Source organism: Claveliimonas bilis (assembly GCF_030296775.1).
Lineage (GTDB): Bacteria > Bacillota > Clostridia > Lachnospirales > Lachnospiraceae > Claveliimonas > Claveliimonas bilis.
In genome coordinates this window covers 395,455-410,105 of the sequence record NZ_AP027742.1, presented here as the reverse complement: position 1 = coordinate 410,105, position 14,651 = coordinate 395,455, and the positions used below count along the sequence as shown (strand labels likewise).

Annotated in this window: 13 protein-coding genes; 2 read left to right on the top strand and 11 right to left on the bottom strand. The window is 44.3% G+C overall.

Translation table 11 applies throughout. The features are described 5' to 3' along the window. The 4 genes from R2J37_RS01880 to R2J37_RS01865 form a co-directional block, all read right to left on the bottom strand. Entirely contained in the window at window positions 1–798 is a 798-nt protein-coding gene (locus R2J37_RS01880; RefSeq protein WP_316266102.1) for an electron transfer flavoprotein subunit beta/FixA family protein, read from the bottom strand. Window positions 799–803: 5 nt separating this feature from the next. Continuing rightward, entirely contained in the window at window positions 804–2,084 is a 1,281-nt protein-coding gene (locus R2J37_RS01875) for an MFS transporter (protein ID WP_316266101.1), read from the bottom strand. 15 nt (window positions 2,085–2,099) lie between these two features. After that, window positions 2,100–3,578 (bottom strand): FAD-binding oxidoreductase, encoded by a 1,479-nt coding sequence (locus R2J37_RS01870; RefSeq protein ID WP_316266100.1) that lies wholly within the window; start codon window positions 3,576–3,578, stop codon window positions 2,100–2,102. Between the two features lie 246 nt (window positions 3,579–3,824). Then, complete coding sequence (locus tag R2J37_RS01865) at window positions 3,825–7,175, bottom strand: hypothetical protein (RefSeq protein WP_316266099.1); 3,351 nt, start codon at window positions 7,173–7,175, stop codon at window positions 3,825–3,827. A 291-nt stretch (window positions 7,176–7,466) separates the two neighbouring features. Here R2J37_RS01865 and R2J37_RS01860 point away from each other — a divergent pair, with 291 nt between their 5' ends. Together R2J37_RS01860 and R2J37_RS01855 are read left to right on the top strand one after the other, a co-directional pair. Further along, a complete protein-coding gene (locus tag R2J37_RS01860) occupies window positions 7,467–8,756 on the top strand; it encodes an IS30 family transposase (RefSeq protein ID WP_316265635.1) in 1,290 nt (429 codons plus the stop codon). 429 nt (window positions 8,757–9,185) lie between these two features. Next, window positions 9,186–10,613, top strand: a complete 1,428-nt coding sequence (locus R2J37_RS01855; RefSeq protein ID WP_316266098.1) for a hypothetical protein — start codon at window positions 9,186–9,188, stop codon at window positions 10,611–10,613. Between the two features lie 43 nt (window positions 10,614–10,656). On the opposite strand, the gene R2J37_RS01850 is transcribed toward R2J37_RS01855, so the two are convergent. The 7 genes from R2J37_RS01850 to R2J37_RS01820 all read right to left on the bottom strand — a co-directional run bounded on the left by R2J37_RS01850 (window position 10,657) and on the right by R2J37_RS01820 (window position 14,578). Further along, on the bottom strand, window positions 10,657–11,142 hold the full coding sequence (locus R2J37_RS01850) for a LytR/AlgR family response regulator transcription factor (RefSeq protein ID WP_316266097.1): 486 nt from the start codon (window positions 11,140–11,142) through the stop codon (window positions 10,657–10,659). 318 nt (window positions 11,143–11,460) lie between these two features. Beyond that, window positions 11,461–12,153 carry a 50S ribosomal protein L1 gene (gene rplA / locus R2J37_RS01845; RefSeq protein WP_230107254.1) on the bottom strand — a complete coding sequence of 231 codons (693 nt, stop codon included), beginning with the start codon at window positions 12,151–12,153 and terminating at the stop codon, window positions 11,461–11,463. A 75-nt stretch (window positions 12,154–12,228) separates the two neighbouring features. Continuing rightward, window positions 12,229–12,654 carry a 50S ribosomal protein L11 gene (rplK, locus tag R2J37_RS01840; protein WP_230107255.1) on the bottom strand — a complete coding sequence of 142 codons (426 nt, stop codon included), beginning with the start codon at window positions 12,652–12,654 and terminating at the stop codon, window positions 12,229–12,231. Between the two features lie 55 nt (window positions 12,655–12,709). Continuing rightward, complete coding sequence (gene nusG, locus R2J37_RS01835) at window positions 12,710–13,225, bottom strand: transcription termination/antitermination protein NusG (protein WP_230107256.1); 516 nt, start codon at window positions 13,223–13,225, stop codon at window positions 12,710–12,712. Between the two features lie 30 nt (window positions 13,226–13,255). Beyond that, window positions 13,256–13,450 carry a preprotein translocase subunit SecE gene (secE, locus tag R2J37_RS01830; protein WP_230107257.1) on the bottom strand — a complete coding sequence of 65 codons (195 nt, stop codon included), beginning with the start codon at window positions 13,448–13,450 and terminating at the stop codon, window positions 13,256–13,258. Between the two features lie 24 nt (window positions 13,451–13,474). Next, window positions 13,475–13,624, bottom strand: a complete 150-nt coding sequence (gene rpmG, locus R2J37_RS01825; protein ID WP_230107258.1) for a 50S ribosomal protein L33 — start codon at window positions 13,622–13,624, stop codon at window positions 13,475–13,477. 330 nt (window positions 13,625–13,954) lie between these two features. Further along, a complete protein-coding gene (locus R2J37_RS01820; RefSeq protein WP_316266096.1) occupies window positions 13,955–14,578 on the bottom strand; it encodes an SGNH/GDSL hydrolase family protein in 624 nt (207 codons plus the stop codon). Window positions 14,579–14,651: the final 73 nt, after the last annotated feature.

Sequence of the window (14,651 nt, the reverse complement as noted above, 5' to 3'; positions counted from 1 at the left end):
CTATAAAAATCCTTTTTCTTTTAAATACTCGTAAACATATTCAATCCCCTGCTCGTCATTTTGAACGACCTTTTTTTCTTTATATTCGCAGTGTTTTGGATATGTACGGACAACCTTTGTTTTCGATCCCTCCAGCCCTGTCTCTTCCGGGGCCATATGAAGATCGTCATTTGTAATGATCGTCAGCCTGTCGGATACGTCTTTTTTCCTGTCCTCATATTTTACGAAGGGAAGCTTGTATTTGCTGTCAGAGGAAAGGGCGATCACAGCCGGAAGATCAATGACAAACAGCAAAGACTCTGTCTCAGCTTTTACTTTTACTGTCACTTCTTCCTCACTCTGCTGGCTTTCCGCCACTTTCACCACATGATTCATCACATTCATATTTAAAAACTCTGCTACCTGGGACGGGATATGAGAGGTATCTCCATCCAGCGTGCGGGTTCCGCAGAAGATCAGGTCAAATCCTTCTTTTTCCAGATATCCGGCAAGGATCTTCGCCGTCACATAAGTGTCGCTTCCCCTGTATGCCGGATCCGTGATCAGAACCGCTCTGTCTGCTCCTCTTCGGAGCAAGTCTTCCATATATTTGCGGCTTGACTCCGGCCCCATGGTAACTGCTGTCACCTGAGCGTCTGTCTTTTTCTTCAGCTCCAGGGCCGCCGCCGCTGCACATGCATCGTCTGGATTCAGAACCGATCTTTGATTCTCTCTGACAAGAATGTTTTTTTCATAATCGTATGCAAAATGATCCACATCCGGAATCACCTTAACCAGACAGGCAATTTTTTTGCTCATATGCTCTATTTTGCTTCTCCTCTATCTCTCTTCTTGATCATCATGATAAAGATCGCAATAAGGATAACTCCGATCACTCCAAGAATTGCACTTCCAACAAAGAAAGCATAGTATCCGCCTGTAGGACCAAATGTATTAAAGCATGCGGTATTGAAGAGCGGTACTACGATATCCGGCAGATATCCAAGCAAAGCGGTGAATCCCATTGCCGTTCCGATGATAGCCGGATTTACCTTACAGTCATCCATAAGTGACCAGTAGGTTCCTCTTACTGCATAGATGAAGAAGGACAGAACCAGGATCAGCGCAATAAACAGTGTCTGTCCGGATGTTGCCGGCAGAACGGATACAACAACCAACAGAATGGAGGAACACAGGAGTACGGTAAGGATTGTCTTTGGCCTTCCTAATTTATCTCCCAGGAATCCGCCGACAAATCCGCCCACCGGTCGCAGCCACAGAACAACTGTCATAACAACTCCGACGGTTACAGCGTCGATTCCAATGTTTGTTTCAAGGAATCCGCTGAAATAGTACAATGTCCATGTCAGCGCATAGGCTGTAAAGATAATGCCTGACAGTACAAAAACTGTTTTATTTTTCAGCAGCTCTTTCACTTCGCTGACTTTGAATTTCTCTTGTTTTACTTCAGAACCTTGGCGGAACATACTGTTCGGGTTCTTGTCGTCATCCATGAAGATGATGATAAGGATCGTAACAACTACAATAGCAGCCGTGTACAGGTAAACCAGAGCTACCATTGCCTCGCGCTGCTCTTTTGGACCAGGATCAGATCCCATCAGCGCTGCAAAGATTGCTACTGCGATTACACCAAGAACTGCTTCGATCAGTCCTCGTCCGCCATCCAGGATTCCGAAGAACCTTCCCTGCTCTTCCGGCCTTGCCAGAAGCTTGATCAGCTTCATATGCGCTGACCAGAAGGTCAGAATCGAGAATATTCCCCATAGCATATAAATAAGGACGATACCGGTAAACTCCGGAACGGTTGCAAACCAGAAGCCGGCTGCAGCCGTTCCGATCAATGAGATTACCAGAAGTTTTTTGCAGGAAAATTTATCACAAAGTATTCCGCTTGGGAAATACGTTATGACCGATATGATTCCCAGAGCAAGGAAAATAGTATTCAGCTCCTGAAGACTGATATTATATACACTAAGCAGTGTTTCCTGGTAATTGTTTTTCAGATAAGCGATCGGATATATTACGCCGGCTGATGAAACTACAAGCGCAAGCTGTATATATCGTTTTATAGTTTCTTTATTCACTTTTTTCCCTCCTTACTACTGCTGATACTTTTTGCCTTCTTCCTCCGGGAAAATCGTTCCAAAGTTCATGATTCCGTTAGGATCAAAGGCCTTTTTCAGAGTTTCAAGCATATAATAAGCGGAGCCATGCTCTTCTTTCGTCCATTCATTACGGTATTTTCCGATTCCGTGATGGTGACACATAGAACCGCCCAGTTTCAAAGTTTCTTCTACAATAATCCTCTGTATCGGATGATGGTAAACACGAAGCTCGTCTTCCGGAGCACAGTTGATATTGTAGTTGTACACAAAGTACATGTTAGTTCCATTAATATAACTGTGAGAAGAATGTCCTCCCAACATTGTCAGATCGTCTGCCATTTCATATTCGTTGCGGATTCTGTTTATTACATTGTAGTAAATCTGTGTAATGTGCTCCCAATCCGCTGAAATTTCTGTTGTATATCCGTCATGGCGGTCATTGTCGATCATTCCCTGGCGCTCATCATCCAAATCCTGCTGTGACCAGTTGAGATGTTCAAACCAATCCTGGATCAGCTGGCTGTCCACCTGCTCACATACGCCGTCTTTGAATTTCTCAACAGCTTCCTCAATGGCGTCGCATGTTGCTTTTACTAATCCTTTCGGTCCTTCTGCCATGAAGATCAAAACACATTTTCCTTTATAAAAATGATAGAAATGCTGTCTTGCATCTTCTTCGGAATAAGTTCTTGCAACGGACGGACGGAAACCTTCTGTTACAACTTCCCGGAGAATTTTAATTCCGGTGTCCACATCATCGATCAGGTATCCGTAGAACTTATTGTTGTCCGGATAATATTTGAAGATTTTCACTGTAACTTCTGTTATGTAGCACAGCGTTCCTTCGTTTCCGATCGGAATGTGTCTGATGTCAGGCCCGCCTGACCTTCTCGGAACATTTTTAATTCTGGAAATATGTCCGTTTGGAAATACACATTCCAATCCGACTACCATGTCTTCAATGCCGCCGTACAGTGTAGAAAACTGTCCGATACTTCTTGTAGCAACCAGTCCGCCGTATTCTGCTACCGGTTTGGACTGCGGAGAATGTCCTGTCGTGTAGCCCAGTTTCCTAAGTTCATCTTCCAGTACCTGAAGCTGTACACCAGCCTGAACAGTTGCCTGCATGTTATATGTATCAATCTTGATAATTTTGTTTAAATTTTTTGCATCAATTACGATTGTAAGTTCTTTCCAGTTTTCAAGTCCTCCCTCTGTCGCAGTCTTGCCGCTTCTTGGAATGACATTGATCTGATTTTCATTACAGTAAACCAGAAGTTTCTGTACTTCCTCTGCTGTATAAGGATAAACAATTGCTGCCGGAGCCGGTACGTTCAAAACCTTCTTGGCTTTTGCATACTTCTTATATCTGTCAGCAGATGCTTCATACAGATCTTCTTCTTCAAGATTGATCTGTGTTTCTTCTAACAAATCATATAAACCCTTGATCAGCTCTTCCTTTGTCTTAACCACCTTGCCTAGTCCTCCACTTCCTTTTTTGTAAACATTCACTAAATTAAGCGCTTATTTTATTTAATGTATGTCACTTTTGTTGGACTCAGGTTAGCACATTTGCATTATAGTTTCAATGCCTTTTTGGAAAGTTTTCCGCTTTTGCACATTTATATTTTTTTACGGAAAATTTTCCATTTCCCACTGAGCAAAAAAGGAGATAGGGGTTTTATCCCTATCTCCATGTAAACACCTTATTTTATCTTTTTATTTCTCCGAGGTTCTTCTCTTCAGCACAACCACAGATACTGATGCCAAAGCTGCCAACATTAAAACGATAAGCATTCCTATAGGAGCCGTGTCGCCTGTTCTGGCCGCGTTGCCCGCCTGCGCTGCATTGCCTGCTCCACCGCCTGATAATGGCTGCAGATCATTCGGCACATCACTTTGAGACATCTGTTTTTCGTTGAAGACAACAACATAATCCGAAGCGTGACTGAAAGTCAGCGACAGGTTCCCTTCCGGTGTCACCAGACCGGCGTCAATATATACCATTTTTCCATCGCTGTCATAATAGAACAGATTTCCATATTCTCCGGCATACTGGCTTCCTACATTTAAAGTCAAAGTAGCCAGGAATCCAAATTCTCCTTCATGCGCCAAAGACAGCTGCATTGTCGGATTATCTCCTGCCAGTTTCTTCACAACACTGCTTGGAACCGCATTTGTGTTTACATCTACCTTCAGGTTGATATCCTTCAGATCAGAAGCCTTGATATCCTGTCCGTTGACCGTCCATGTATAGCTGCCCATATTAAGCTTAAGATCAACATCTTTGCCCTTGGCAGCCTCAAGAACCTCTTTGGAAATGACTGTTGCACTGCCCATATCTACACTGACATCTTCTCCAGGTTCTGCGCTTTCGATCACTTCAATAATATCCGATACTGCGCTGTCAGGAAGTTTTGTTCCCTCCTCTTCTCCAGGTACAGACGGATCTGTCGGCTGTTCCGGATCTTCCGGTACGGACGGCTCGTCCGGGTCCTCCGGCTGTGAGCTTCCTCCTGCCACGTAACCATATACTGTTCTGTCGTAATCTCCTGTTACTTTTCCGCCTTCCGGATAGTTGAGCCAGGTAACATTTTCATATCCCTCAAAACTGGATGGCAGAGTGATCTCATCCCCTCTGTCCACAACGAAACATTTGATGAACTCGACCTCTTCTTCCGGTCCTGCTCCTGCTCCGTCCAGTTTCTCAAACTTCGGATCAATAAGCATACGGATCATCGCCTGCTTGTATACCGCATAAATACTAATTACCTCTCCACTGTTCTTTATCTCTGTGCTGTCATCATAATCTTTCCCCCAGCGTTCAAGGTCGAGTCCCGGATACATCTCCGGCATATCCAGATTTTCAAGCATTTCATAAACCTCTGAATATTTCGCGCCTTTATCTACAATATAGATATCCGAATCCTCTGCCTGGTACCCGTCTTTCGTGTAATAGAACCTGCATCCTGTCACAACATACTTGTCGCCATATTCTCCTTCCAGATTGATGTAGCTGTAATTGTCCAGCGCTTCATCTTTCATAGATTCCTCATATTCGCCTGCAGTCCAGCCAGTCAGCTCTATCTCGTCAGAGAGATCATCCGGGCGGAATGTTTCTGCCTGTTCTATCACATCCCCGTAGGTCGATCCCTTTTCTACAGGGTAAATCTTTGTGGCGTGTTTCCATTCTCCTTTGCTGTCCAGGTAGCCGAAGGAAACAATACCCAGATTCTTATCATATGAAGCGCTGACAGATACAAAATTCGAAGTTATCAGCGGATCGTCTGCATCCTGATAAGAAGCAAGCTCCCACTTCTGGAATACAAGATCCCCAAAACTTTCTTCCGGCGCCGAAACATTCTGCAGATAAGTTTCTACATCACCATAGGTAGCATCACCAGGCATAAATACGGGTTCTTTTGTTTCTTTATATTTCTCATCTCCATCCGCGCCTACATAACGGTAAGAAATGTAAACCGGGAGCTTGTCATATTTGGCATAGACATACATATAGCCCATATTTCCCATAACCTGCGTATCGGCAGTTATTTCTCCGCCCGTGGACATCTGCCATCCGATCTGCTGGATGCCATCATATTGGCTTGAGTACTCCGGCAGGGTGATCCCGGCCTCCGCCAACGTAGTACGTCTCTCCACATTTTCTTTGGTAACTCGTCCCGCCTCCTGCCATTTTCCATCAGCGTCTAATGTCATAAAGCTGATATTGACCGTATAGGTCGGATTCACAAAGGTAGACCCGTTCATTACCTGAACATACCAGGGATAAGTAGCGCCAGAATTCGGACCGATTTCATTTACAGACGCTCTGTTGCCGGACATATCGGAAATGTCCACTTCACCGATATACCATTCGCATGGATAGGTATCCTCTGTCACTTCAAATACGCCTTCAAATACCTGTGCTTCTTCGTTCCACGTCAGCTCAATGTATCTGCTTCCCTCTGCAATGTCAGCCGCTGCGTACATACTTATGCCGGCGTTAGAAGTGTCAAGCTCCACATTATCCTCCGCCTTGATACGGATTGCTGCAGAGTCACCCGCCTCAAGGATCTCACCATTCTTATCTATTTCAATGGATGTGATCTTCGGCGCTTCTGTATCTTCATCCACAACATCGTTGCCAGTTACTTCAAACCAAAGGTTCTCCTGCCCTTCTGTTACGAGAGGAATATTTCCGCTGTCAGTGGAAAGCTCTATCTCTGACAACATCCATTTTCCATTTGCCATATAAGAAGTAATATCAAAGCTGACAGAATATTCTCCGGTATCGTTCAAATCTGCATATGCAGACCAATAATATCTTTCCGTCTCATTTTTAATCTCAACTGTGATGGAACGTGCATCTGTAATGCTGTCCGGTATATCCGCCTCAAACGTGCAGGTAACCTTGTCCCCCTCCTTCAGCGTCTGCTGATTTGGAGTAAACTGAACATTCTTTGCCTGGATGACCGGATCTTCCCTCGGGGTAATATCAAACGTATAAAGATAACCCGTACTGTCCGATACGGTCCAGTCTGCATAATTTTCACTGTTGTCTACCACCCTGATACTGTCGATATGACCACTTACTGCACGGATGCTCTTCAAAGAACAGGTCAGCACATAGCATCCTCTCTCTGCGTCATAGGTATCGTTCATCGGATAAGATGAGTAAGTTTCCTCTCCGTCATTAAAATAAGCTCTGGCTTCCACACGGTTGATCCCGCTCTCCATATCCTGTGCATACACAAAAATCTCCAGAGTACTGTCTGATGCCAGGGTCTGACCGTTCTGTGGAAATTCAACTTTTTCAATTACAGGCTTCGTAATGTCATACTGTCCATCCCCTGTCTTTTCCAGCACTGATTCCTTTGTATTTTCCGACACAGATTCCTTTGTATCTTCTGTGTCTGTCTCCGGATTTACAGAGGGCTGCTCCTGCTTTACAGACGGCGCTTCTGTTTCTGTCTGCTCTGCAGCGCCCTCTTCTGCCTGAAGCGTCACAGGCGTAAAAGCAAGAGCCAGAGCCAGAAGAAGCGCACCTCCTCTTTTGATCCTCTTTCTCATACTTTCCATCTCCTCCTTTTGCAGCATAACCGCTGCTCTTTATCTCCTTTCGGGATTCTTCCCGAACATACTCCTTCCATAATACCGAAAAATCCCCATATTCTAAATATACTCCCGCTTCGCTGTGACAGGCAATATGTGCTCTCTTCTGTGCCTGAAGTGAAAAGTTTATTTCCACTTTGAATAGGTAAAAGTAGATTTTAGTCTTTCACTCATTTCCACTTCCCCATATGCAGCATTTAGTCTTACACTTTTCATGCTAGGCAGTCGCCGGAAAGGTTGGTGTCTATTATGAAAACTCAAAACTCTTTTTCTCATTTAACTTTAGAGGAACGGCGTATCATTCTCGCCGGCATTACGAACGGCTCCGCGAAAACGGCCATCGCCCAGACCATCGGCAAGGATAAGTCTACTGTTGGCAAAGAGATCAAACTTCACAGGACTCTTACCCATAAGTGTAAGATGCCCCTGGAGTGCACTCACTATAAAAAATGTGTCTATGGCCGTCAGTGTACACCTGACTGTCCGGAGTACAGTCCTTTCCGCTGCTCAAGGCGCGACCGCTCCCCTGGTGCCTGCAACGGCTGTTCCAACTGGTCACGCTGCCGTTTTGATAAATACCAGTACTCTCCGGAAGATGCCCATATGGATTACCGCACTACTCTGATCGACTCCCGGGAAGGTGTCAATCTTACAGTACAGGAAGCAAAACAGATGGCTGCTATTATCGCTCCGCTCCTGAAGCAGGGCCAGTCTCCCTATCAGATCGTTACAAACCATCCGGAACTCGGCATTTCAGAAAAAACGCTTTACAACTATATCGAAAACGGTGTTTTCCACGAGATTGCGGGAATCACTGTCATGGATCTGCGGAGGCAGGTATCACGTAAACTGCCGAAGAAAAAGGCAAAAACTTATAAGAAACGCACCGACAGAAAGTATCTCCAAGGCAGAACCTACAAAGATTATCAATCCTATCTCTCCGATCATCCCGAGGTCTTTGTTGTCCAAATGGATACGGTCTATAACGATGAGACAAACGGTCCTTTCCTTCAGACATTTAAATTTGTGAGAGCCGGCATCCTTCTCGCTTTATATCGCAACGAAAAAACCTCCGCTTCCATGAAGGAAGGTATTGACATACTGGAATCCATTCTTGGCACAGAATTGTTCCGCAAATATGTCCATGTTTTACTAACTGATCGTGGGACGGAGTTTTCTGCCGCCGAAGCCATGGAGGCATCTCACGATGGCACAAGACGGACAAGGGTGTTTTACTGCGATCCCATGCAGTCAGGACAAAAAGGCACGTTGGAGAATAAACATATAGAACTCCGTTACATCCTTCCAAAAGGAACGGATCTGAGGGAACTCGGGCTGACCGGCCAGTCCAGGCTGAATCTGGTCCTCAGCCACGTAAACTCCTCCCCTTGCGAGCTGCTTGGCAATAAAAGTCCGTTGGAACTGACGGAATTTATGTATCAGGATCTGTACGAAAAGCTGCTGGCTTTCGGCATCCATCCAATCGAAAAGGATCAGATCATTTTAAAACCATACCTGCTCAAGCAGAGAAACAAGTAAGGAAAACTACCTGATCAAAAACAACAGGCGGCTGTCAAAGAAAGGAAATACCATCCCCGACAAGTGGAATTTAGTCCTACACCCTTAAAAATACCGACTAAAGTCCGCTTTTTTGTCATGTCTAAAAATCCTGTCTTTTTCAAGCAGCCTGTTGTTTGCTTCATTTAGTGTAACACTTATTTCTACTTAATAAAACAGAAAAAGCAGCAATCACTCATTTTTGTAAGAGTAATTGCCACTTTTCTTTTCCCGTCTTTCAAAGTGGAAATAAACTTTTCACTTCAGCGCTCTCTTCTGTGCAGCCTTTTTTTCCTCTTTTTGCACAAGACGGGCTATTTGTGCAGCCTGTCTTGTAAATTTTTCTGTTTTTCTGTATCATTTAAGAAAATATCACATAATAAGTGTATTTTATTTGAAGGGGGATTTATTATGTCAGATTTCAGCGAAAAATGTCGCCAATATATAGAAGATACCGGAACAAATATTTATCAGCTTTCCAAAATATCCGGTCTGGATCGTACTTCACTGCAGCGAATGGTGACGGGGAAGCGCCTTCCCGGGCCGGAATTTATTTCTCAATTCTGTCTCTATCTGCGCATCAATCCGCAGCAAAGGCAGGAACTCATAGAACTCTACGAATTAGAGCGTATCGGGAAACCAGCTTATTATAACCGGAAGTATATACAAAATATTCTGGAGAATCTGGCCGCGCCGGATTTTTCCGCCCTCTCTTACTCTCCGGTTATTTCAGCGAAACATCAGATACAACTTTCCTTTGCCATCGAGGAAAAACTTCAGCACTTTTTGGAACACTCTTTACTTCGTTCTGAAAACGCGCCTGTTTTGCTGACGAATTTTCCGCCTGACTGTATTTCTTTTTTTCGGATCATTCTTCATCTTTCGGAAAAACTCGGCCGGAAATTTGATCTGAAACATTTATTCTGCCTTTGTCAGAATCCGGAAAAATCCGAAAATGTTAATTCCAACCTGGAACTTTTACAATGTACTTTGGCTTTTGCTCTGACCCGCTATCCTTACCAGCCGTTTTTTTATTACAGCAAAGAAGCGCACATTGATACAAGTGCGCTTCTATATCCCTATTATTTGGTAACAGAAAGCAGTGTCCTTCTGCTGACAGCTGATTTAAAATCATCCATTTTACTGGACAAGGCGGATGTCGTAGAACAATATCTCCGGGAAGCAGAAAAACAATTTCAGTCCGCTGCGCCTTTCCTTTTTATGCGCCGCGAGCCGGAAGAAATTTTAAATTTCTACGGAGAGATCACTATGGCCAAACAGACCTCTTCCCGTGTGCTGGAGTCACAGCCCTGTGTGTTTTCCATGCTCTACGATCCGGATGTGTGGGCATCCTCTCCGGAAAACACGGATTTCATCGATCCGAAAATGCTGAAAGACAGCTTTAAAAACCGGTTTCCGGCGCCCTATACTTTTCACAACTATTTCACGCTAAGCGGCCTTGAGCGTTTCTGCCAGACAGGGCGTTTCGCCGGGCCATACGCCTGTATCCCGGTAGAATTTTCGCCTTTGGTACGTCAAAAAATGCTGGAATACTTCCTGGAGACAAGCCTGGAAACAGGAGAATATACCATGCTGAAACCAAGTCCGCTTCTTACTGACCGGGCATATTATGAGGCGTTTTCCGACTATTCTATTTTCCTATGCTTTCTGGACAGCCAAAATAAATTCCTTGGCTTCTATATATCAGAAAGCTATATCGGTCAGGCCTTCTTTGATTATTTCTCCAGCCTGGAAAACTCTTCCATCGCCTACAGCCGCGAAGAAACCAGGCAGATCATTCAAAAGCAGATCCAGATATTAAAGGAGATGCCAGATTAGGGGCGGCCATTTATACTCCGCCCCTATATTTCCTCTCTATAGCTTATTCCTCTTCGCTCCCTGTCTGCTCCTCCTCTGACGGCTTCTTTGCCTGGCGGAATCTCTTCATGTATCTTCCTGCCCAGTTGTCAAAAGTTTCTTTCGTATTTTTCCAGTGGGAGCGGCTGATCGGAATGACTTCACCGCTTCTTAATGTAATCTCTGATCTGTTGAAAATTCTTATTTTTTCCATATTTACAATGAAACTGTTATGACAGAGAACAAATCTCGTATGATCGAGATGTGTATAGACTTCCGAAACCTTCATAGTTGTAATAACATCGCCCTGCTCTGTATGGATCCGCGTCACACGCTTATCCCGCTCTATAAAGCTGATTTCTCCTTCTTCCAGTACAATCTCATTTTTCCTGCACGGAAGGATGATAAACCATTTTTCATTTTCCTGAAGTTCTTTGAGATATTCTTCCACCTTATGTTCTATACCTTCCGGATCTTTCCCCTCTTTACAGAACGCTAAAATCTTCTGCACTGCTCTCGACTCCTTTAAAACTTTTTCCTTACATTTCCTCCGGGAGACTCCACTTATGATCTCCCCAAAATAGTAGCCGCAATGTCTATTATGCCTTAACAGTCTATTATCCGCAATATGTGCCAGCAGGTGTGCTCGACAAGTTGGCTCTGCTTGGCATATAAATATATGACACGTAACAAAGTTTAAAAGTGTTACGTGTCAAATTGCAGTATACCCTGGGTAAAACTGCGTAACACCCCGGGCATTTTTGAAACTTTCACAAAAAACGCCCTTCGGCAAAAGCCGAAGGGCGTTTTTTCATATATGCATTTCAAATTAAACCAGTTTAGCCGGATTAACTTTCACACCAGGTCCCATTGTAGATGTAAGTGTCACGCTCTTAAGGAACTGACCTTTTACAGCTGCCGGTCTGGCTTTGTTTACTGCATCAATAAGCGTCTGGAAGTTGTCTGCAAGCTGCTCCTCAGTAAAGGATGCTTTACCGATCGGCACATGGATAATATTTGTCTTATCAAGTCTGTATTCAATCTTACCAGCTTTGATATCCTGGATTGCCTTTGTAACATCCATAGTAACTGTTCCGGCTTTCGGGTTCGGCATAAGACCTTTTGGTCCAAGTACACGTCCGAGACGTCCAACGATACCCATCATATCCGGTGTAGCAACTACTACGTCAAATTCAAACCAGTTCTCATTCTGGATCTTTGGAATCAGCTCATCTCCGCCTACAAAATCTGCTCCTGCTGCTTTTGCTTCTTCAGCTTTTGCATCTTTTGCAAACACAAGAATGCGGACTTTCTTTCCAGTTCCGTGAGGAAGTACAACTGCACCACGGATCTGCTGATCAGCATGACGTCCGTCACATCCTGTTCTGATATGAGCTTCGATTGTTTCGTCAAATTTAGCTACTGCTGTCTTTTTCACTAAAGAAACTGCCTCATCCTTATCGTAAAGTGTTCCTCTTTCGATTACTTTTGCAGCTTCTGTATATTTTTTTCCTCTTTTCATTAAAAAATACCTCCTTGTGGTAATGTCGGGATAACCCTCCCACTCTTATTACAATTAACTTTATAAAGAAAGTGCTTATTCTTCTACTGTTACACCCATACTTCTGCAGGTACCGGCAATCATGCTCATTGCTGCTTCAACGCTTGCAGCGTTAAGGTCTGGCATCTTTGTCTCTGCAATTTCCTGCAGCTGTGCTTTTGTAATTGTAGCAACCTTTTTCTTGTTCGGCACGCCTGAACCAGATTTGATCTTGCATGCTTTCTTAATCAAAACTGCTGCCGGAGGTGTCTTTGTCACGAAGCTGAAGCTTCTGTCGTTGTAAACTGTGATAACTACAGGAATGATCAGATCTCCCTGATCAGCTGTTCTAGCATTAAACTGCTTTGTAAATTCAACGATGTTTACACCATGCTGTCCAAGTGCAGGTCCAACCGGAGGAGCCGGTGTTGCCTTTCCAGCAGGAATCTGTAATTTAATATAACCTTCTACTTTTTTTGCCATTTTCATTACCTCCTTGTGGTATTGGCGGGAATTTGAAATCCCCTCCCACTATTGACTACATTTTTTTCACTTCAGCGAAACTTATCTCTACTGGCGTTTCGCGGCCAAACAGCTCAACATTGATGGTGAGGCTTCCTTTTGCCATATTAATGGCCTGAACCACACCCACTGTATCCGCCCAGGCTCCCGCGATCACCTGAACATTGTCACCGATTTCATAATCCACAACAATGTTTTCTCTCTTGATTCCAAGAGGGGCCATTTCTGCATCCGTCAATGGAACCGGCTTGGATCCGGGACCGACAAATCCGGTTACTCCTCTTGTATTCCGCACTACATACCATGTGTCATCATTCATAACCATATGAATCAGGACATACCCTGGAAACATCTTTTTCTGGGTAGCTTTCTGCACCCCGTTTTTCATCTCCACGACATCTTCCATCGGTACGCGCACTTCAAGGATCTGATCTTCCAGGTGTCTGTTTTCGATCGTTTTATCAATGTTGGCCTTTACTTTGTTTTCATACCCGGAATAAGTATGAACAACATACCATTTTGCCTCTGACATAAAATCACCTTTCTCGCTTACAGTCTACGATTATCCAACCAGCATATCTACGCCATTCTGGGCAAGAAAGTCAACAACTGCTATGATGACTCCCAGAACAACAGTGACCGAAACAACCGCTACTGTCTGCTTTGCAAGTGTTAACTTATCCGGCCAGATAATTTTCTTAAATTCTGCTTTAAGACCCTTAAACCAGCCTTTTTTCTGAGTTTTCTCTCCACTCATGACGACCACTCCTTCTGCCAGCGACTATTTTGTTTCTTTGTGCACTGTGTGTGATTTGCAGAATCTGCAGTACTTCTTTGTTTCCATGCGCTCCGGATGTGTTTTCTTATCCTTTGTCATGTTGTAGTTCCGCTGCTTGCATTCTGTACATTCTAATGTAATTCTTGTACGCACAACTTCCACCTCGCTTCATTTCATAATGTTGACGTGTTACCGGCAGCCCGCGACAGCTGCCCGAATTTTAGGCATAAAAAAAAGACCTACTTCCATCGCCAGACTACTATACCATAGTGCAGCGCCGGAAGTCAAGCCTTATCCTCATTTTAACGCAACTATTTAGCCATGCGGCTGACAGGGCAAGAAGTCGATGCAAGTTTACTTGCAGCGAATTTTATGCCCTGGCAGACATATGGCGTTTAGCCATAAGCGAGGATTTAGCCGCGTATGCGGCGAAAAAACAGCGCAAGCTGTGAATCCGAGCTGCATGGCAGAAAGTTCATTCTCTTAGCCATGCGGCTGACAGGGCAAGAAGTCGATGCAGTGTATCCATTCGTCAGCTACAATATGTGCACCACGTTCTGTCAGATGGATGCCATCTGTCGTAACGGCATAATATCCTATTTCCCTGGCCACCTCATTTAGTCTGTCATGAAGAGGCAGGAAGACAGCCCCATATTTCTCCGCGGCTCTTCGCTCAATGTTTTCTGCTTCCCTGATTGTAGGAATCCAATTGGCATACTCTTCCGGAAACGGAAAGATAAAAGGTCCCATACAGACTACAGAAGCTTTTGTTTCGTATGTCAGCCTCCGAAGCAATTCTTCATAATTTTGCTGAAATCCCTGCTCTTTCAGAGTTTTTCCTGTATTCATGCATATGCCTGCATCATTGCATCCAACCAATACGGAAACCAGATCCGGCTGATGCCGGAGGCAGTCATACTCCAGCATCCGCAGCACTCTGGCTGTTGTGAAGCCGTCGTGTCCTGCATTACGGATTTCCCCTTTGTATCCATCATCATACAGCCTGTCCGCAATCCGCCTGACATAGCCTCTCCCCAACGAATTTGCTCCATCCATATTGTGGAACGCATCCGTGATACTGTCTCCCAGGAAAATAATATTGTTCATATGGAGTCCTTTCTGCAATTTGGGACGTAACAAACTTAAAAAGTGTTACGTCCCAAATTGACATATACCCTGT